Below are 17,838 nucleotides of genomic sequence, written 5' to 3'. Positions count from 1 at the left end.
CAAGTGGTATCAATCTGGCGCTAAATTGGCATCGGCTCCCGGCACCTGTCCGGCGGGGCCGGACGAAAAAAAACCTCGCGCGAGGCGAGGTTCGTTCCGGACGGCGGCCGCGCGATCGGCCGCGCGCGCCGGGCGTCAGTCGCGGCGTGCGCGCACGGGCGCCTCCTGCGCCTTCTGCCGCGCTTCGAGCCACATCGCGTTGACGATGCCGAACGACAGCGCGACGCCGATACCGAGAATCCAGCTGAAATACCACATGGTCCGACTCCTTGCGAAACGGTGGGCGAGGGAGCGTGCGCCCCGGCCCGGTTCAATGCATCAATACATCGAGTGCTTGTTCTCTTCGAGCGTCTGGTGCGTGACCTTGCCGCGCATCACGCGATACACCCAGCTCGTGTAGATCAGGATGAGCGGCAGGAACACGATCACCGCGAACAGCATCACCTGCAGCGTCATGTGGCTCGACGTCGAATCCCACACGGTCAGGCTGCTGCGCGGGTCGAGCGACGACGGCATGATGAACGGGAACATCGAGAAGCCCGCGGTCAGGATCACGCCGACGATCATCAGGCCCGTACAGAAGAACGCCGTCTTCTCCTGCTTCGAGCCGGCGAGCAGCAGCGCGAGCACGCCGCCTGCGATCCCGACGACAGGCGCCGCGATCATCCACGGGAATTCGCTGTAGTTCGCGAGCCACAGGCCCGAGCCGGCGGCGACGTCCTTGAGCAGCGGGTTCGCGACGGTGTCGGTCGGTGCGGCGTGGGTGATGTGGAAGCCGCCGATATAAGACGCCACCAGCACGCCGGCCAGCACGAACAGCACGACCGCGAGGAACGACGCCGCGCGCAGTGCGATCGAGGCGCGGCGCGCGATCACGCCGTCGGTCTTCATCTTGATGAACGCGGCGCCGTGCGCGACGAGCATCGTGAGGCTGACGAGCCCGCACAGCAGCGCGAACGGGTTCAGCAGCGCCCAGAAGCTGCCGTAGTAGGTCACGCGCAGGTCGCTGTCGAACTTGAACGGCACGCCCTGCAGCAGGTTGCCGAACGCGACGCCGAACACGAGCGCCGGCACGAAGCCGCCGATGAACAGGCCCCAGTCCCAGCCCGCGCGCCAGCGCGGGTCCGGCCGCTTGCTGCGGTAGTCGAAGCCCACGGGCCGGAAGAACAGCGCGAACAGCACGAGCAGCATCGCGAAGTAGAAGCCGGAGAACGACGCCGCGTAGACGAGCGGCCAGGCGGCGAACATCGCGCCGCCGGCCGTGATCAGCCACACCTGGTTGCCTTCCCACGTTGCGCCGACGGTGTTGACGATGATGCGGCGCTCTTCGTCGGTCTTGCCGAGGAACGGCAGCAGCGCGGTCGCGCCCATGTCGAAGCCGTCGGTGACGGCGAAGCCGATCAGCAGCACGCCGACGAGCAGCCACCAGATCAGCTTGAGAGTTGCATAGTCCATAGCGATTCCTTGTTCCGTTTCAGGTGCGTGCTCACGCCGGGGCGTGCTCGCTGGCGGCTGCGATTTCGTGGTGATAGCGGCCGGTATGCAGCGACGACGGGCCGAGGCGCGCGTACTTGAACATCAGCTTGATCTCGATGACGAACAGCGCCGTATAGAACAGGATGAAGCCCGCGAGGCTCAGGTACAGGTCGCTCGGCTGCAGGCTCGACGCGGACAGGTGCGTCGGCAGCACGCCGGCGATCGTCCACGGCTGGCGGCCGAGCTCGGCGACGATCCAGCCGAATTCGATCGCGATCCACGGCAGCGGGATCGCCCACACCGCATAGCGCAGGAACCAGCGGCGGTTGTCCTGCAGCAGTTCGCGGCGCGCGCAGAACCAGAACGCGGCGATGAACGTCGCGACGAACAGGAAGCCGAGGGCCACCATGATCCGGAACGAGAAGAACACGGGCGCGACCGGCGGGATCGTCTTCTTCGCGGCGGCCTTGATCTGCTCGGGCGTCGCATCGACCACGTTCGGCGTGAACTGCTTGAGCATCAGCCCGTAGCCGAGATACTGCTTGTGCTGGTCGAACAGCGCGCGGGTCGCGTCGCTCGTGTCGCCCTGCTTGATCTTCTGCAGCGCGCCGTACGCGACCATCCCGCTCTGGATGTGCTCCTCGCTGTGCTTCGCGAGCTCGCGCAGGCCGATCACCGGTTCGTCGATCGAGCGCGTCGCGATCAGGCCGAGCGCGTACGGGATCTTGATCGCGTAGTCGGTGCGCTGTGCTTCCTGGTTCGGAATGCCGATCAGCGTGAACGATGCTGGCGCCGGCTGCGTTTCCCATTCGGATTCGATCGCGGCGAGCTTCATCTTCTGCACTTCGCCGGTCGTATAGCCCGATTCGTCGCCGAGCACGATCACGCACAGCGTCGCTGCGAGGCCGAAGCCGGCCGCGACCGCGAACGAGCGCAGCGCGAAGTCGACGTCGCGCTTCTTCAGCAGGTACCACGACGACACGCCGAGCACGAACATCGCCGCCGACACGTAGCCGGCCGACACCGTGTGCACGAACTTCACCTGCGCGACCGGGTTGAACAGCACGTCGAACAGGCTCGTCATCTCCATGCGCATCGTCTGGTAGTTGAACTCGGCGCCGACCGGGTTGTTCATCCAGCCGTTCGCGACGAGGATCCACAGCGCGGACAGGTTCGAGCCCAGCGCGACGAGGAACGTGACCATCAGGTGCTTGACCTTCGACAGGCGGTTCCAGCCGAAGAAGAACAGGCCGACGAATGTCGATTCGAGGAAGAACGCCATCAGGCCTTCGACCGCGAGCGGCACGCCGAAGATGTCGCCGACATAGTGCGAGTAGTACGACCAGTTCGTACCGAACTGGAATTCGAGCGTGATGCCGGTGGTCACGCCCATCGCGAAGTTGATGCCGAACAGCTTGCCCCAGAACTGGGTCATGTCCTTGTAGACCTGTTTGCCGGTCATCACGTAGACGGCTTCCATGATGACGAGCAGCCAGGACAGGCCGAGCGTCAACGGCACAAACAGGAAATGGTAGAGCGCCGTGATGCCGAACTGCAGACGTGACAGATCGACGACTTCGCTACTTATCATGGTGGTCTCCCTCGGTGGATGCAGGCGCCGGCACCGAGAGCAGCTTCTCGGCGACGGCGGCAGGCGGAAGCGACATGTGCTCGGCCTGCGGATGATTGAAGAATGCGTATTTGAGCGACATCAGGAGGATCAGCTTGACGATCAGCACCAGGGTGATGTCGCGGGCGAGGGTCGGTCCGTGTGCCCACGCGGCGATGCGCGCGCGCCAGCCGATCGTGCGGGCCGGCCGCGGGGGAGACGGCGGCGCAGGCTCTTTATTGATCGAGATCAAGGCGATTATCCTGAATCGATTTAGGTCGGATTTGGGGCGACTTTACGTCGGATTTATGACGGCCGTGAAGCTGTTTTAATCCTTTTGCGCCGGACATGCCAATTTTAAAAGGACGGCTTTCCGATGCCGAGTGCTGCGCTGCGGCAGACCGTCGCGAAACGCGGGGCAAAAGTTGAGGCAGATCAAGGTTATGCGGAAGGGGCCCGGAAACGGCCTGATACCCGACGAATCAGGTCAAATTAATCGGCAGTGAAACGGACGAAGAAACGGACGAAGAAACGGACGAAGAAACGGACGAAGAAACGGGCGGAGAAATGCGCGCTGAAGCGCACGCAGAAGCGTGTGCAAGCACGCGAAAAAGACGGGCGAAAAAAAACCGCTGCCGGTCGGGCAGCGGTTTTCGATGAGGCGCTCTAAATCGCCGTGGATTTACGCGTATTCGGCGAGGGCAGTGCGCATCTTTTTCATTGCGCTCGCTTCGATCTGGCGGATACGTTCCGCGGACACGCCGAATTCGGCCGCGAGATCGTGCAGCGTCGAGCCGCCCGAGCCGTCGTCGTCGACGTGCAGCCAGCGTGCCTCGATGATGCGGCGGCTGCGGGCGTCGAGCGCCTCGAGTGCCTGCGCGATGCCGTCCGTCTGCAGCGAGTCGCGCTGACGCGCGGCGAGCACGGCGGTCGGCTCGTTGTGCGAGTCGGCCAGGTAGGCGATCGGCGCGTACGACTCCTCGCCGTCTTCCACCTGCCCTTCGAGCGCGATGTCGCCGCCCGACAGGCGCGTTTCCATCTCGGTCACGTCTTCGCGCTTGACGTTGAGTTCCTGCGCGAGGCCGTCGATTTCCTCGGGCGTCATCGCCTGCATGGACTTCTTGTGGCTGCGCAGGTTGAAGAACAGCTTGCGCTGCGCCTTCGTCGTCGCGACCTTCACCATGCGCCAGTTGCGCAGGATGTACTCGTGGATCTCGGCCTTGATCCAGTGGATCGCATACGACACGAGACGCACGTTCTGCGCCGGATCGAAGCGCTTCACGGCCTTCATCAGGCCGATGTTGCCTTCCTGGATCAGGTCGCCGTGCGGCAGGCCGTAGCCGAGATAGTTGCGCGCGATCGACACGACCAGACGCAGGTGCGACAGCACGAGGCGGCGCGCCGAGTCGAGGTTGTTGCCTTCGCGGAATTCGGTTGCGTACTGGCGTTCCTCTTCGGCGGTCAGCAGCGGGATGCGGTTGACGGCCTGGATATACGCGTCGATGTTGCCGAGCTGGCCGGGCAACATCGATTGGGCTGCGAGCGCCAGCGAGCCTGCCGATTCGGCCTTGGCCGGCGTCGGGCTCAGGGTATTCGGGAGGGTCAGGGCGTTGCTCACTAAAAAACTCCTTTGGAATCAGGGACAAACCCCCGGTCTCGAATGAGATTCCGTGGGCCATCTTAGCACTCCCGCAAGACGAGTGCTAATTCCTTAGAGCGGGCGGGGGCATCCGAGTTCCCGGTTTTTCTATCGATCAAGTGGAGTCGATAGTCTAATCTGCGACAGGAGGCGCGACGCGAAGTTCCGTAAGCCGTTGTTTCTGATGACAATCAGTAGACGATTTCGATTTTTGTCGTTTTGGAAGGAAGCCATTTCGCTTCGTGATGCCGATCCGAAAAGTCCTTTACCATAACATTCAGTTCGCTCGGGCCAAGCCGTTGCGGCAGGCTCCATTCAACCCAAAAAGTTGGAGTGTCAGATGAACAATAAGAAGAATCGCCGGCCCCGCAGCCGGCTTGCGCTGCATGCATTGTTGGCAGCGTCACTTCTGGGCGGATCGGGTGCGACGTTTGCGGATCGATGGGGGATCCAGGCGGGCGGCGGGTTTTCGGATCGTCGCGGGATCGACAAGGGCGATCTCGGCGTCGTGTGGGATCCGGGCTGGAACTGGTGGCAGGTCGGCGGCTGGCACTTCGCGTTTGTCGTCGAAGGGCACGTCGGGTACTGGCACACGGGCGGCAACGTCCACAGCAGCATCGGCGAATTCGGCGTGACGCCGATGTTCCGCTTCATCAGGAGCGCGGGGGAGATTCGCCCGTTCATCGAGGCCGGCGGTGGTGTGCGGCTTCTGACACACCCGACGATCTCGAACAATTTTTCGCTGTCGACCGCGTTCCAGTTCGCACCGACTGCGGGCGTCGGCGTGCAGTTCGGCCAACGGCAACAGTATCAGGTCGGCTACCGTTTTGAACATGTGTCTAACGCGGGTATCAAAGAGCCGAATCCTGGTATAAATTTCCACCAGTTCTACGTGCAGTACAACTTCTGATCCGTACGCCCGCGCACGGCGGGCGCGTTGCCGAGGAGTCAGGCGATGGCGAAGGTGATCGATGCGATCCGCGCGCTCGAGCGCGATCGGTTCCGGGCGATGGTGGACGGGGACGGCGAGGCGCTCGACGCGCTATTGTCGGACAAGGTGTTCTTCGTCCACACCAATGGCAAACGCGAAACCAAGCAGCAGTTCATCGACGCCATCGTCGCCGGCCGCCGCCGCTATCGCCAGATCGAAATCCAGTCTCAGGACGTGTTGCCCGTCGGCGACGAAACCTGCGTCGTCACGGGGCGCGCGTTGATCGAGATGGAAACGAACAACGGCGGTCTGGTCTTCCCGATTGCCTATACCTCCGTCCACACGCACGAGCAGGGCCGCTGGAGCCTGTTCGCGTGGCAGGCGACGCGGTGCGCGACCGAGACATGAGCGCGCATCGCGCTCCTTTTCATGTTCCCGAATCGAGCGGCCTTGTGGGCCGCTTTTTGCTGGCCCGTGCGGCGCGGATTGCGCGGCGCACGGGCGGTCACGCACCGCTCGCTGGCATGTCACCCTGAGTCGAAGCCCGGCGGTCACGCCGCCACGCGGCGGTCCGTGCAGTGCCAGGCCGAACGGTTGATCGCGCTGACGACCGCGTCGAGCGCGGCGCTCGCCGCATCGGCATGCAGGCCGACACCGTGCCGCAGCGGCGCATCGCCGACCCGGCAGCCGACCGATACCGCGATCCGGCCGTCCGTCGTGCGGGCGTGTTCGCACGACGCGACGTCGATCGCGGCGCCGGCGGCCGCTGCAAATGCCGCGGCGAAACGTCGCACCGCGTCCTCGGGCGTCGCATCGGCGGCGGGCGCCGCTGCCGCGATCTCGCGGTTCTGCCAGCGTGCGCTGCTGCCGTGCCGTGCGGCCGGGCCGTCGGTCTCGAAGAATTCGCGTGCGAACAGCGCGCAGATCGCGTCGCCCGTCACTTCCTCGCCCGATGCGTCGGCGAGCGTCTGCACTGCATGGCTGAATTCGATCTGCACGCGGCGCGTCGGCGTGAAGCCCATTCCGCGTTCGAGCAGGAACGTTGCGCCGCCCTTGCCGGACTGGCTGTTCACGCGGATCACCGCGTCGTAGCTGCGGCCGAGGTCGGCCGGGTCGATCGGCAGGTACGGCACTTCCCAGGCCGCGTCGGGGCGCTGCTGCGCGAAGCCCTTGCGGATCGCATCCTGGTGCGAGCCCGAGAACGCGGTGAACACGAGGTCGCCCGCGTACGGGTGGCGCGGATGCACGGGAATCTGATTGCAGCGCTCGACGACGCGGCGCACCGCGTCGATGTCGGAGAAGTCGAGGCCCGGGTCGATGCCCTGCGTGTAGAGGTTCAGCGCGAGCGTGACGAGATCGACGTTGCCGGTGCGCTCGCCGTTGCCGAACAGGCAGCCCTCGATGCGGTCGGCGCCCGCGAGCAGCGCGAGTTCGGCTGCCGCGACCGCGGTGCCGCGGTCGTTGTGCGGATGCACGGACAGCACGATGCTGTCGCGATACGCGAGGTTACGGTCCATCCATTCGATCTGGTCGGCGAACACGTTCGGGCTCGCGGCTTCGACGGTGGCCGGCAGGTTGACGATCATCTTGTGGTCGCGGGTCGGGCGCCACGTCTGCGCGACCGCGTCGCAGATCTCGCGTGCGAACGTCAGCTCGGTCATGCTGAAGGTTTCCGGCGAGTACTGGAAGGTCCACTGCGTATCGGGGCGCGCGGCCGCGTGTTCCTTGACGATGCGCGTGCCGTCGATCGCGAGCGCCTTCACGTCGTTCTTCGACATCCCGAACACGATGCGGCGGAACGACGGGCAGACCGCGTTGTACAGGTGCACGATCGCGCGCGGCACGCCTTCGAGCGCGTCGAACGTGCGGGCGATCAGGTCTTCGCGCGACTGCACGAGCACCTCGATCGTCACGTCGTCCGGAATCCGCTTGTCGTCGATCAGCTTGCGGACGAAATCGAAGTCGGTTTGCGACGCCGACGGAAAACCGACTTCGATCTCCTTGAACCCGATCGCAACCAGCATCTCGAAGAACTCCAGCTTCTGCTCGATGCTCATCGGCTCGATCAGCGACTGGTTGCCGTCGCGCAGGTCGGTGCTCATCCACACGGGCGCACGCTCGATGGTGCGGGACGGCCAGCGGCGGCCATTGAGGCGGACGGGCTCGAACGGACGGTATTTGTCTTGCGGATTGCGCTGCATCTTCTGGACCTCGGGTCTCAAGTCGCGAGCGAAGACGGGCGGCATGGGCGACGGTTGGCGCTGCCTCGCACCGCCGCGCACAATGGCGCCGCAGATGCGGATGATCTTCGCGAATCGGCCGACGGATAGACGGACGAATGCTGACGACTTCGGTTGTAAAAACTGCGAGAGGGGTACTGCGAGGAACTGCTGGGAGGGACCGTGCGGACAGCACACGGCGCTACGACAGCCTTAGGCTAGTCGTAGCGATAGCGGCCGCGCTAGGCGGCCGGAGGTAATTCGGAGGGTGTTCGGAAAGGAACGCATGGCGACCACTCTATGCCAGGATGCGGCAGTGTGTCAAATGGTCGGGATAAAGGGGCGGGTCGCCGGCCGTGCCGTCAGCGCGCGATACGGGCGATCTGCACGATCGTCGCGACCTGCCGCGAAACCGTGTCCGGCACCGGCACCTCGCCGCGCAGCACGGCGTCCGTCCACGCGGCCGTGGTCGCCGCATCGCGCGATTCGGGCAGCGCGACGGGCGGCGCATCGGTCGACGAACGTTCGGCCTCGATCAGCGTGTCGCACACGCCGTCGTGCAGCCAGTCGACCTGCACCTGGCGCCGCGTGTCGGCGACGGCTTCGCCCTCGGTGCCGCGCGCGAGCAGCGCGCCGCCGAGCGCGGCGTCCGGATGATCGCGGAACAGCTGCGCGAGGCTGTCACGGTACGGCGGATGCGTGTAGTTGACGAGCCGCAGCCCGGCCGGCGCGAACGGCTGCAGGATCTTCACGAGCGTGTGCGTCGAATTGCGTACGCCGAGTACGCTGCGCATCGACAGCAGGTGTGCAAGGCGCGGCGCCAGGACTTCGATCGGTGCGAACGCGACGCGGCGCTCGGCGAGCATGTCTTCGATCGCATCGTGCGACGTCGACGGCGCGAGCGACAGTGCCGAGAAAATTTCCGCGCTCGTCACGCGGCCCGGATCGCGCTCCACACCGTGCACGAGCACCGGCACGCCTTCACGCGCGAGCAGCAGCGCGAGCAGCGGCACGAGGTTCGGCTGCTTGCGCGCACCGTTGTAGCTCGGGATCGCCACCGGGCGGAATGCCGCGTCCTGCACATGCACGGGCTCGAACGATGCCTGCGCGGCGGCGAGCATCGCGGCCAGTTCGTCGGCGGATTCGCCCTTCAGCCGATAGGCGATCAGGATCGCGCCCAGTTCGACGTCCGACACGCGTGCGTCGAGCATTGCGCGATAGAGCTCGAACGTGTCCTCGGCGGACAGCGCGCGCGCGCCGTGCGGGCCGCGGCCGATTTCCTTGATGAAGCGGGCGCACGGGAACGGAGCGGTGGCGGGATCGTGGGAAGCGGTCATCGGGGCGTGGGGCGGGCGGCCGGCATCGGGCCGCGCGGTGAGCGGTGAGGAATGCCCCGAGTATCGCACGGGCGCAGGCGCGCATCGTGCCGCGCTACACTCTGGGTCCCGGCGGTGCGCGCGCCGGCTGCGCCGCGCCCGTGCCGTTGCCGGCCGAATACGACTACGAGAGACATCCCATGAAGCTCTACAGCTATTTCCGCAGTTCCGCGTCGTACCGCGTGCGGATTGCCCTGAACCTGAAGCGGCTGCCGTTCGACTATGTCCCCGTGCACATGCTGCGCGACGGCGGCGAGCAGCTGAAGGACGCGTACCGCGCACTGAACCCGGATGCGGTCGTGCCGACGCTGATCGACGACGACGCGACGCTGCAGCAGTCGCTCGCGATCATCGAGTATCTCGAGGAAACCCATCCCGAGCCCGCGCTGCTGCCGAAGGAGCCGGTCGATCGCGCGTACGTGCGCGCGGTCGCCCTGCAGATCGCGTGCGAAATCCATCCGCTCAACAACCTGCGCGTGCTGAAGTACCTGAAGCACACGCTGAAGGTGCCCGAGGAGGCGAAGAACGCGTGGTACCGGCACTGGATCGAGGCCGGCTTCGAAACGCTCGAGTCGCGTCTCGCGAACGATCCGCGCACCGGCAAGCTGGTTTTCGGCGACACGCCGACGCTCGCCGACGTGTGCCTCGTGCCGCAGGTGTTCAACGCGAACCGCTTCTCGATCGATACCACGCGCTTTCCGACGATCCAGCGGATCGTCGATCATGCCGCGACGCTCGACGCGTTCAAGGCCGCCGAGCCGGGCGTGCAGCCCGACGCGGAGTGAGCGCGGCGCACCCGCTGCGAGCATGAGCGCGCACGCATGAAAAAGGGCGCCCGAAGGCGCCCCGTGCGATGCGTGCCGACGAGGTTCAGCCGAGCAACGCGTCCGCGAATTCCACCGCGCTGAACGGCTGCAGATCCTCGACCTTTTCGCCGACGCCGATGAAGTAGACGGGCACCGGTCGTTGCCGCGCGATCGCGGCGAGGATCCCGCCCTTCGCGGTGCCGTCGAGCTTCGTGACGATCAGGCCGGTGAGGCCGAGCGCGTCGTCGAATGCCTTCACCTGCGTGAGTGCGTTCTGGCCGGTGTTCGCGTCGATCACCAGCAGCACTTCGTGCGGCGCGCCGTCGTGCGCCTTCGAGATCACGCGCTTCACCTTCTTCAGCTCTTCCATCAGGTGAATCTGCGTCGGCAGGCGGCCGGCCGTGTCGGCCATCATCACGTCGATCTTGCGCGCGCGCGCGGCGCTGACCGCGTCGAAGATCACCGCGGCCGGATCGCCGCTTTCCTGCTGCACGACCGTCACGTTGTTGCGCTCGCCCCAGACCGAGAGCTGCTCGCGTGCGGCCGCGCGGAACGTGTCGCCCGCGGCCAGCAGCACCGACTGGTCGAAGCTCTGCAGATGCTTCGCGAGCTTGCCGATGCTGGTCGTCTTGCCCGCGCCGTTCACGCCGGTGATCATCATCACGAGCGGCTGCGCGCGGCCGAGCATCAGCGATTTCTCGAGCGGCGTCAGCAGCTCGACGAGCAGGTCATGCAGCGCGTCCTTCACCTGCTGCGGGTCGGTCAGCCGGGCCGTGCGCACCTTTTCGCGCAGCGCGCCGAGCAGGTACTCGGTCGCATCGACGCCCGCGTCGGACATCAGCAGCGCGGTTTCGAGCTCCTCGTACAGATCCTCGTCGATCTTCGTGTTGACGAACACGCCGGTGATGCTCGAGCCCGTCTTCGCGAGCCCCGTTTTCAGGCGCGCGAGCCAGGACTTCTTCGCCGACGCGTCCTGCAGCGGCGGCGGGACGATCTCGACCGTCTCGACGACTTCGTCGCGGCCGTCGTTGGTCGGCGTGACCGTCACGACGACGGCCGGCGCGGCCGGTTGCACGGGCGCTTGCGGCACATCGGCCGCGGGCGCCGCATCGCGCGCAGGCGCGGCATCGGACGGCTCGTCCGCTTGCTGCGCGTCGGCCGATTGCGATTCCGCCGGATCGGGCTCCTGCGATTTCTTGAATCGTTTGAAGAAACTGAACATGGTCTGACGTCGGGAAGAGGGCAGGCCCGCCGGGAGGGGCGGGGCGCCGGACGGGCCGTTCTGCGTTCGCGCGGGCGCGGCGCACGGCGGCCGAAACCGTGCATTTTATCAGTGCGGCGTGGCGCTCGCGTCAGTGCGCGTTGCCGCTGTGGTAACGTGCGCCTGTTTGGCGGTGCGCCCCTGTGCGTACCCGGTCCCTCCGTCGTCGATATTCCGTATGTCCCGTTCCTCTTCCGGCCGCCCGGCGGCCCCTCCTGCCCGCGGCAAGCCGCACACGATCCGCATCATCGGCGGTGACTGGAAGCGCACGCCGCTCGCGGTGCTCGATCTCGACGGCCTGCGGCCAACGCCCGATCGCGTGCGCGAGACGCTGTTCAACTGGCTCGGCCAGGATCTCGAAGGCCGCCGCTGCCTCGACCTGTTCGCGGGCACCGGCGCGCTCGGTTTCGAGGCCGCGTCGCGCGGCGCGGCGAGCGTCGTGATGGTCGAGCGCCACCCGCGCGCCGCACAGCAGCTGCGGGCGATCAAGGACAAGCTCGGCGCCCGCTCGGTCGAAGTCGCCGAAGCCGATGCGCTGCGGCTCGCGGCCGGGCTCACGCCCGGTGCGTTCGACGTCGTGTTTCTCGATCCGCCGTTCGGCGAACCGGCCGTGCTCGATCGCGCGGTCGCGCTGGCGGCGCCGCTCGTCGCGGCGGGCGGCGCGCTGTACGTCGAAACGGGGGCGGAACTCGACCCGGCCGCGCACGAGGCGCTCGCCGGCTGGCAAGTGGAGAAGCACGGCAAGGCGGGTGCGGTTCACTATCATTTGCTGCGGCGCGAAAATGATGAATAATGCGCGTTCCATACGAGGCGGCGCGCCGCAAAGGCGACGCATGCCCATCCCGGCAGCGGCGTGCGCATCGCGCGGCTGCCATCCCGTTTGCGTGATGACAGGAGGAGCGACATGGTAGTCGCCGTGTATCCCGGTACGTTCGATCCGCTGACGCGCGGGCACGAAGACCTCGTGCGGCGTGCGTCGAGCATTTTTGATACGCTGGTTGTGGGCGTTGCCGACAGCCGCGCGAAAAAGCCGTTCTTCTCGCTCGAAGAACGTCTGACGATTGCGAACGAGGTGCTCGGCCATTATCCGAACGTGAAGGTGATGAGTTTCACCGGCCTCCTGAAGGATTTCGTCCGGACCAACAACGCGCGCGTGATCGTGCGCGGCCTGCGCGCCGTGTCCGATTTCGAATATGAGTTCCAGATGGCGGGGATGAACCGCTACCTGTTGCCCGACGTCGAGACGATGTTCATGACGCCGTCCGATCAGTACCAGTTCATCTCGGGGACGATCGTGCGCGAAATCGCGCAGTTGGGCGGCGATGTCAGCAAGTTCGTGTTTCCGTCCGTCGAGAAGTGGCTGACCGAGAAAGTGACGGCGATGGGAGGCCCTGCCGCGTAATGCGGCGCCGGCCGGTTTCGTTGCGAAGCCGGCCACTGGCCTGAAGAAGTGAGATCAGTATGGCTTTGATGATTACCGACGAGTGCATCAATTGCGACGTGTGCGAGCCCGAGTGCCCGAACGGCGCGATTTCGATGGGCCCGGACATCTACGTGATCGACCCGAACAAGTGCACCGAGTGCGTCGGCCATTTCGACGAACCGCAGTGCCAGCAGGTGTGTCCGGTCGAATGCATTCCGCGCGATCCGCAGCATGACGAGTCGCACGCGCAATTGATGGAGAAGTATCACGCGCTGATCGCCGTGAAGGGCGACGACGCGTCGTGACCCGGCGGTGACGCGCGCCCGTTGACTGGCGAGCGCACGTTCCGCTTTCAGATCGGCGCCGCCCGGCGCCGGTTCTTCCGTATCAGGCCAGCAGTTTGCGCAACGCCGCGACGAGTGCGTCGCATTCGGCATCGGTGCCGACCGTGATGCGCAGGTGCTGGTCGATCCTCGGCAGCCGGAAGTGCCGCACGAAAATTTCCCGTTCCTTCAGTTTCGCCGCGATCGTGCCCGCATCGTGCGCAGGATGGCGTGCGAACACGAAATTCGCCGCCGACGGCACGATGTCGAAGCCGAGCGCGTCGAGCGCGTGCGTGAGCCGCGTCCGGCTGTCGATCACGCGCCGGCAGGTCGCGTCGAAATAGTCGGTGTCGTCATACGCGGCCTGCGCGGCGACCTGCGCGAGCCGGTCGAGCGGATAGGAGTTGAAGCTGTCCTTCACGCGGTTCAGCGCGTCGATCAGCGCCGCATCGCCGAACGCGAAGCCGACGCGCATGCCCGCGAGCGAGCGCGCCTTCGACGTCGTGTGCACGACGAGCAGGTTCGGATGACGGTCGATCAGCGTAATCGCCGACTGCGCGCCGAAATCGACGTACGCCTCGTCGATCACGACGACCGATGACGGATTCGCGGCCGCGATCCGCTCGACGTCCGCGAGCGGCAGCGCGCGCCCGGTCGGCGCATTCGGGTTCGGAAACAGCACGCCGCCGGCGTCGTCGAGATAGTCGTCGACGCGGATCGAGAAGTCGTCCGCGAGCGGCACGACCGTGGTGTCGACGCCGTACAGGCGCGCGTAGGTCGGATAGAAGCTGTACGTGATGTCCGGAAAGCGCAGCGGGCGGTCGTGCTTCAGCAGCGCCTGGAACGTGTGCGCGAGCACCTCGTCGGAGCCGTTGCCGACGAACACCTGCTCGGGCTCGATGCGGTGATGGGCCGCGACCGTCTCGCGCAGCGCACGCGCGACCGGGTCCGGATAGCGGCGCAGCGTGTCGCCGGTCGTGCCGAGTTCGCGTGCGATCGCCGCGACGACGCGCGGCGACGGCGGATAGGGATTCTCGTTGGTGTTCAGCTTGACGGGGTGCGCGAGCGCGGGCTGCTCGCCCGGCACGTAAGGCACGAGTTGCTGAACGACGTCGCTCCAGTAACGGCTCACCGCTTGGCTCCTGTCGGGCAAAACGTCGAGATTACCGCATGTGTGCGTCGCGGTGGGGCGGGCGGAGCCGCCCGGCGGCGCCGGACGGCCCGATGCACCGGGCCGGTGCGACGCTCGGTCAATTGCGATGCAGCTGCATCGTCGCGCGGTCGAGTTCGCCCTTGACGACCATCGGCATCACGGCGAGCGCGCGTTCGATCGACGCGTCGATCACGTCCTGCTCCTCGCGGCGCGGCGGCTTCAGCACGAAGTTCGCGACGTCGGGCTTCGCGCCGGCGCGCGCGCTTTCCGGAATCAGGTCGCGCGGATGGCCGATGCCGATCCGCAGCCGCCAGTATTGCTGCGACGACAGGTGCGCGGTGATGTCCTTCAGGCCGTTGTGGCCGCCGCTGCCGCCGCCGAGCTTCAGCTTCACGGTGCCGGGCGGCAGGTCGAGCTCGTCATGCGCGACGAGGATCTGGTCGGGCAGGATCTTGAAGAATTGCGCGAGCGCGACGACCGACTGGCCGGAGCGGTTCATGTAGGTTTGCGGCTCGAGCAGGTGGACTTCCTCGCCGTGCAGGCGCGCTTTCGCGTAGAAGCCGTGGAAGCGGCGTTCGTCGCGCAGCGTCGCGCCGGCTTCGCGGGCGAGCTGGTCGATCAGCCAGAAGCCGGCGTTGTGGCGCGTCGCGGTGTATTCCGCCCCGGGATTGCCGAGGCCGACGATCAGTTTGATCATGACGTTTCGAAGGCGGCAACGGCCGCCTGGGCGCAGAAAAAGAAAAACCCGCCGGGCAAGCCGCGGCGGGTTGCGTCGACCGTTTCGTGAAACGGATCGATGGGGCGCGTAGGCAGCCGCTTAGGCAGCCGGCGTTTCGCCTTCAGCTGCGTCCGACACGGCACCAGCCGGGATCGTCGCCGATGCGACAACCGGGTTTTCCGCGTCGACGTGCGCGACCAGCGCGACGCCCTTCGGCAGCGTGATGTCCTTCGCGTGCAGCGATTGACCGGCTTCGATCTTCGACAGGTCGACTTCGAGGAACTCCGGCAGGTCAGCCGGCAGGCACTCGATTTCGATTTCCGTCGCGACGTGCGAAACGATCGCGCTCGACAGCTTCACGGCCGGGCTGACTTCCGCGTTCAGGAAGTGCAGCGGTGCCTTCGTGTGCAGCTTCTTCTTCGCGTCAACGCGCTGGAAGTCCACGTGCAGCACCAGTTGCTTGAACGGGTGGTATTGCACGTCGCGCAGCAGAACCTGTTGCGACTGGCCAGCCACTTCGAGGTCGAGGATCGACGAGTGGAAAGCTTCCTTCTTCAGGGCGTGCCACAGGGCGTTGTGATCGAGCTCGATCTTTTGCGGGGCCACTTCGCCACCGTAAACGATACCCGTGGTCTTACCAGCGTTGCGCAGGCGGCGGCTCGCACCCGTACCTTGCTCTTGGCGCTCGAAAGCGACGACTTTCATATGATTCTCCATTAGCTGCCCGCGACCAGGCAGTAAAACGGGGCCGTCAAACGGCGGCCCCTGATGAAACGGTCGGGGTTTCGTCTATCCCGTCCGATTGTGCAAAAAGCGAAGCGTTGCCGCTTCGCTTTCTGCGCATACTTTGTTCAGTCGATTCGCGATCAGGATTCCGCGAACAGCGACATCACCGAATCGCCGCGGCGGATCCGCGAGAACGTCTCGGCCAGCAGGCTCGCGCTCGTCAGCGAGCGGATCTTCGAGCAGGCCAGCGATTCGGCCGACAGCGGGATCGTATCGGTGACGACGAGCTCGTCGAGTGCCGATGCGGCGATGCGATCTGCGGCGCCGCCCGACAGCACGGGGTGCGTCGCGTACGCGAACACCTGCTTCGCACCGCGGTCCTTCAGCACTTGTGCGGCCTTGCAGAGCGTGCCGGCCGTATCGACCATGTCGTCCATGATCACGCAGGTGCGGCCTTCGACTTCACCGATGATGTTCATCACTTCGGCGATGTTCGCCTTCGGACGACGCTTGTCGATGATCGCGAGATCGCAGTTGAGCTGCTTCGCGAGTGCCCGGGCACGCACCACGCCGCCGACGTCCGGCGACACGACGAGCAGATCCGAGTAGTTCTGCTTGCGCAGGTCACCCAGCAGGATCGGCGTTGCGTAGATGTTGTCGACCGGGATGTCGAAGAAGCCCTGAATCTGGTCGGCGTGCAGATCCATCGTGATGATCCGCTCGACGCCGGCGATTTCCAGCATGTTCGCGATGACCTTCGCCGAGATCGCGACGCGCGCCGAACGCGGGCGTCGATCCTGACGGGCATAGCCGAAGTAGGGGATGGCTGCAGTGATCCGGCCGGCGGATGCGCGCTTGAGCGCATCGACCATGATCATCAGTTCCATCAGGTTGTCGTTCGTCGGTGCGCACGTGGATTGCAGGACGAAGACGTCCTTGCCGCGCACGTTTTCCTGGATCTCGACCTGGATCTCGCCGTCGGAGAAACGGCTGACCATTGCTTTGCCGAGGGGGATACCAAGGATATTGACGACTTCCTGGGCGAGCGCGGGATTCGCGTTGCCAGTAAAGACCATCAGGCCATCATGGCTGTGGCTGCTCATCGTGCACCTGCTTCAGGCTTGGGCGGGAAATGCGGGAAAATTTTTGGCAGGGGAGGAAGGACTCGAACCCTCGCATGCCGGAATCAAAATCCGGTGCCTTGACCAACTTGGCGACTCCCCTACACTTAACTGACTGCTTCACCGAACTCGTGTAGGCCGTTCGGCAAAGTAAAACTTCATGACGCGAAAGCGAAGAGCGGATGCTCGTTCAGACTCTCGGCAACTGCGCCATTCCAACTGGCGGGCAGCTTGGCTTTCGCCGCTTCTGCCTCGTGCTTGCTGTGAAACGCTGCAAACACGCTTGCTCCGGAGCCGGTCATCCTCGCGGGGGTCAAATCATACAACCATTTAACCGCCAGCGCAACTTCCGCGTACTTCCTTGTTACAACTTCCTGCATGTCGTTCCGGCCGAAGCTATCTGGCCATCCCGCATCGCTGGTTTGCTGTGCAAGAAAGTCAGCAATTGTGACGGGCTTCGTATCTCTTGTCAACAACTCATCTGAAAATATTTCAGCGGTGGGGACATGAACGCTTGGCGTCACAACCAAGAACCAGCGAGTCGGCAATTGTACCTCAGCTAATTCCTCTCCGATACCCTCTGCGAACGCATTTTTTCCAAAAATAAAAAACGGAACGTCCGCGCCGAGTTTGACCGCGAGCGACTGGAGCTCGGCACGCGGCAGGTCGAGTTGCCACAGGCGGTTCAGCGCGAGCAGCGTCGTCGCCGCGTCGGAGCTGCCGCCGCCGAGACCGGCGCCCATCGGCAGGCGCTTGTCGATCTCGATGTCGACGCCGTGCGCGGTGCCCGTATGCGCTTTCAGCAGGTTGGCCGCGCGCACGACGAGATCGCTTTCCTCGGGCACGCCTGGCACGTCGGTGACGCGCGCGACACGGCCGTCGTCGCGCAGCGTGAAGTGCAGCGTATCGCCCCAGTTCAGCAGCTGGAACACGCTCTGCAGATCGTGATAGCCGTTCGGACGACGGCCGGTGATGTGCAGGAACAGGTTGAGTTTCGCGGGCGCAAGGCAGTTGCGCAGCGAGCGGGTCGAATCGGTCATGCGTAGGTCTGGGCTGG

Annotated in this window: 19 protein-coding genes and 1 tRNA gene; 6 read left to right on the top strand and 14 right to left on the bottom strand. The window is 65.3% G+C overall.

All coding sequences use genetic code 11. The features are described 5' to 3' along the window. Positions 1-135: 135 nt before the first annotated feature. From cydX to rpoH, 5 genes are all read right to left on the bottom strand, one after another. On the bottom strand, positions 136-258 hold the full coding sequence (gene cydX / locus OHZ10_RS15320; RefSeq protein WP_059233151.1) for a cytochrome bd-I oxidase subunit CydX: 123 nt from the start codon (positions 256-258) through the stop codon (positions 136-138). A gap of 60 nt (positions 259-318) precedes the next feature. Beyond that, positions 319-1,455: a cytochrome d ubiquinol oxidase subunit II gene (gene cydB / locus OHZ10_RS15315; protein ID WP_059233152.1), complete on the bottom strand. Its 1,137-nt coding sequence runs from the start codon at positions 1,453-1,455 to the stop codon at positions 319-321. Between the two features lie 31 nt (positions 1,456-1,486). Then, positions 1,487-3,067, bottom strand: a complete 1,581-nt coding sequence (locus tag OHZ10_RS15310; protein ID WP_174994097.1) for a cytochrome ubiquinol oxidase subunit I — start codon at positions 3,065-3,067, stop codon at positions 1,487-1,489. Then, positions 3,057-3,338 carry a cytochrome oxidase putative small subunit CydP gene (gene cydP / locus OHZ10_RS15305; RefSeq protein ID WP_425394774.1) on the bottom strand — a complete coding sequence of 94 codons (282 nt, stop codon included), beginning with the start codon at positions 3,336-3,338 and terminating at the stop codon, positions 3,057-3,059. The genes OHZ10_RS15310 and cydP overlap by 11 nt, the downstream gene beginning before the upstream one ends. A gap of 429 nt (positions 3,339-3,767) precedes the next feature. Then, positions 3,768-4,703: an RNA polymerase sigma factor RpoH gene (gene rpoH, locus OHZ10_RS15300; RefSeq protein WP_059233155.1), complete on the bottom strand. Its 936-nt coding sequence runs from the start codon at positions 4,701-4,703 to the stop codon at positions 3,768-3,770. A gap of 361 nt (positions 4,704-5,064) precedes the next feature. On the opposite strand from rpoH, the gene OHZ10_RS15295 reads away from it, so the two are divergent. Together OHZ10_RS15295 and OHZ10_RS15290 are read left to right on the top strand one after the other, a co-directional pair. Further along, positions 5,065-5,634: an acyloxyacyl hydrolase gene (locus OHZ10_RS15295; RefSeq protein ID WP_342702937.1), complete on the top strand. Its 570-nt coding sequence runs from the start codon at positions 5,065-5,067 to the stop codon at positions 5,632-5,634. A gap of 45 nt (positions 5,635-5,679) precedes the next feature. Next, complete coding sequence (locus tag OHZ10_RS15290) at positions 5,680-6,063, top strand: nuclear transport factor 2 family protein (RefSeq protein ID WP_059233157.1); 384 nt, start codon at positions 5,680-5,682, stop codon at positions 6,061-6,063. Positions 6,064-6,206: 143 nt separating this feature from the next. On the opposite strand, the gene leuA is transcribed toward OHZ10_RS15290, so the two are convergent. Together leuA and ybiB are read right to left on the bottom strand one after the other, a co-directional pair. Continuing rightward, complete coding sequence (leuA, locus tag OHZ10_RS15285; RefSeq protein WP_059233158.1) at positions 6,207-7,856, bottom strand: 2-isopropylmalate synthase; 1,650 nt, start codon at positions 7,854-7,856, stop codon at positions 6,207-6,209. A 380-nt stretch (positions 7,857-8,236) separates the two neighbouring features. Further along, on the bottom strand, positions 8,237-9,211 hold the full coding sequence (gene ybiB, locus OHZ10_RS15280; RefSeq protein ID WP_342702934.1) for a DNA-binding protein YbiB: 975 nt from the start codon (positions 9,209-9,211) through the stop codon (positions 8,237-8,239). 179 nt (positions 9,212-9,390) lie between these two features. On the opposite strand from ybiB, the gene maiA reads away from it, so the two are divergent. Then, positions 9,391-10,035, top strand: a complete 645-nt coding sequence (gene maiA, locus OHZ10_RS15275; RefSeq protein WP_059236603.1) for a maleylacetoacetate isomerase — start codon at positions 9,391-9,393, stop codon at positions 10,033-10,035. Positions 10,036-10,120: 85 nt separating this feature from the next. Here the strand turns inward: maiA and ftsY are convergent, their stop codons facing one another. Further along, positions 10,121-11,278 (bottom strand): signal recognition particle-docking protein FtsY, encoded by a 1,158-nt coding sequence (gene ftsY / locus OHZ10_RS15270; RefSeq protein ID WP_174994100.1) that lies wholly within the window; start codon positions 11,276-11,278, stop codon positions 10,121-10,123. Between the two features lie 217 nt (positions 11,279-11,495). Between ftsY and rsmD the strand changes: the two genes are divergently transcribed. The 3 genes from rsmD (at position 11,496) to OHZ10_RS15255 (ending at position 13,045) form a co-directional block, all read left to right on the top strand. Further along, positions 11,496-12,110, top strand: a complete 615-nt coding sequence (gene rsmD / locus OHZ10_RS15265) for a 16S rRNA (guanine(966)-N(2))-methyltransferase RsmD (RefSeq protein WP_059233161.1) — start codon at positions 11,496-11,498, stop codon at positions 12,108-12,110. A gap of 111 nt (positions 12,111-12,221) precedes the next feature. Next, positions 12,222-12,719 carry a pantetheine-phosphate adenylyltransferase gene (coaD, locus tag OHZ10_RS15260; RefSeq protein WP_021163047.1) on the top strand — a complete coding sequence of 166 codons (498 nt, stop codon included), beginning with the start codon at positions 12,222-12,224 and terminating at the stop codon, positions 12,717-12,719. A 59-nt stretch (positions 12,720-12,778) separates the two neighbouring features. Beyond that, positions 12,779-13,045: a YfhL family 4Fe-4S dicluster ferredoxin gene (locus OHZ10_RS15255; protein WP_006477774.1), complete on the top strand. Its 267-nt coding sequence runs from the start codon at positions 12,779-12,781 to the stop codon at positions 13,043-13,045. Positions 13,046-13,127: 82 nt separating this feature from the next. Here OHZ10_RS15255 and hisC read toward each other — a convergent pair whose 3' ends face one another. From hisC to ispE, 6 genes are all read right to left on the bottom strand, one after another. Then, the gene (gene hisC / locus OHZ10_RS15250) at positions 13,128-14,195 is read right to left on the bottom strand and encodes a histidinol-phosphate transaminase (RefSeq protein ID WP_342702930.1); all 1,068 of its coding nucleotides are present in this window, start codon (positions 14,193-14,195) and stop codon (positions 13,128-13,130) included. A 118-nt stretch (positions 14,196-14,313) separates the two neighbouring features. Beyond that, the gene (gene pth, locus OHZ10_RS15245) at positions 14,314-14,913 is read right to left on the bottom strand and encodes an aminoacyl-tRNA hydrolase (RefSeq protein WP_021163050.1); all 600 of its coding nucleotides are present in this window, start codon (positions 14,911-14,913) and stop codon (positions 14,314-14,316) included. A gap of 120 nt (positions 14,914-15,033) precedes the next feature. After that, on the bottom strand, positions 15,034-15,639 hold the full coding sequence (locus tag OHZ10_RS15240) for a 50S ribosomal protein L25/general stress protein Ctc (RefSeq protein ID WP_059233163.1): 606 nt from the start codon (positions 15,637-15,639) through the stop codon (positions 15,034-15,036). Between the two features lie 161 nt (positions 15,640-15,800). Continuing rightward, positions 15,801-16,763 (bottom strand): ribose-phosphate pyrophosphokinase, encoded by a 963-nt coding sequence (locus OHZ10_RS15235; protein ID WP_059233164.1) that lies wholly within the window; start codon positions 16,761-16,763, stop codon positions 15,801-15,803. Positions 16,764-16,807: 44 nt separating this feature from the next. Further along, a tRNA-Gln gene (locus tag OHZ10_RS15230) sits at positions 16,808-16,884 on the bottom strand. 55 nt (positions 16,885-16,939) lie between these two features. Next, a complete protein-coding gene (gene ispE, locus OHZ10_RS15225; RefSeq protein ID WP_174994101.1) occupies positions 16,940-17,821 on the bottom strand; it encodes a 4-(cytidine 5'-diphospho)-2-C-methyl-D-erythritol kinase in 882 nt (293 codons plus the stop codon). Between the last annotated feature and the right edge of the window lie 17 nt (positions 17,822-17,838).

Source organism: Burkholderia arboris (assembly GCF_038723655.1).
In the GTDB taxonomy this organism is placed as follows: domain Bacteria; phylum Pseudomonadota; class Gammaproteobacteria; order Burkholderiales; family Burkholderiaceae; genus Burkholderia; species Burkholderia arboris.
The sequence above is the reverse complement of the archived record's forward strand: the minus strand, read 5'-3'. Positions and strand labels throughout refer to the sequence as shown.

Bases quoted from the DNA above. Each gene is read 5' to 3' on its own strand.
- cydX (WP_059233151.1), bottom strand. From the start codon at position 258: ATGTGGTATTTCAGCTGGATTCTCGGTATCGGCGTCGCGCTGTCGTTC.
- cydB (WP_059233152.1), bottom strand. From the start codon at position 1,455: ATGGACTATGCAACTCTCAAGCTGATCTGGTGGCTGCTCGTCGGCGTG.
- OHZ10_RS15310 (WP_174994097.1), bottom strand. From the start codon at position 3,067: ATGATAAGTAGCGAAGTCGTCGATCTGTCACGTCTGCAGTTCGGCATC.
- OHZ10_RS15295 (WP_342702937.1), top strand. From the start codon at position 5,065: ATGAACAATAAGAAGAATCGCCGGCCCCGCAGCCGGCTTGCGCTGCAT.
- OHZ10_RS15290 (WP_059233157.1), top strand. From the start codon at position 5,680: ATGGCGAAGGTGATCGATGCGATCCGCGCGCTCGAGCGCGATCGGTTC.
- leuA (WP_059233158.1), bottom strand. From the start codon at position 7,856: ATGCAGCGCAATCCGCAAGACAAATACCGTCCGTTCGAGCCCGTCCGC.
- ybiB (WP_342702934.1), bottom strand. From the start codon at position 9,211: ATGACCGCTTCCCACGATCCCGCCACCGCTCCGTTCCCGTGCGCCCGC.
- maiA (WP_059236603.1), top strand. From the start codon at position 9,391: ATGAAGCTCTACAGCTATTTCCGCAGTTCCGCGTCGTACCGCGTGCGG.
- ftsY (WP_174994100.1), bottom strand. From the start codon at position 11,278: ATGTTCAGTTTCTTCAAACGATTCAAGAAATCGCAGGAGCCCGATCCG.
- rsmD (WP_059233161.1), top strand. From the start codon at position 11,496: ATGTCCCGTTCCTCTTCCGGCCGCCCGGCGGCCCCTCCTGCCCGCGGC.
- coaD (WP_021163047.1), top strand. From the start codon at position 12,222: ATGGTAGTCGCCGTGTATCCCGGTACGTTCGATCCGCTGACGCGCGGG.
- OHZ10_RS15255 (WP_006477774.1), top strand. From the start codon at position 12,779: ATGGCTTTGATGATTACCGACGAGTGCATCAATTGCGACGTGTGCGAG.
- pth (WP_021163050.1), bottom strand. From the start codon at position 14,913: ATGATCAAACTGATCGTCGGCCTCGGCAATCCCGGGGCGGAATACACC.
- OHZ10_RS15240 (WP_059233163.1), bottom strand. From the start codon at position 15,639: ATGAAAGTCGTCGCTTTCGAGCGCCAAGAGCAAGGTACGGGTGCGAGC.
- OHZ10_RS15235 (WP_059233164.1), bottom strand. From the start codon at position 16,763: ATGAGCAGCCACAGCCATGATGGCCTGATGGTCTTTACTGGCAACGCG.
- ispE (WP_174994101.1), bottom strand. From the start codon at position 17,821: ATGACCGATTCGACCCGCTCGCTGCGCAACTGCCTTGCGCCCGCGAAA.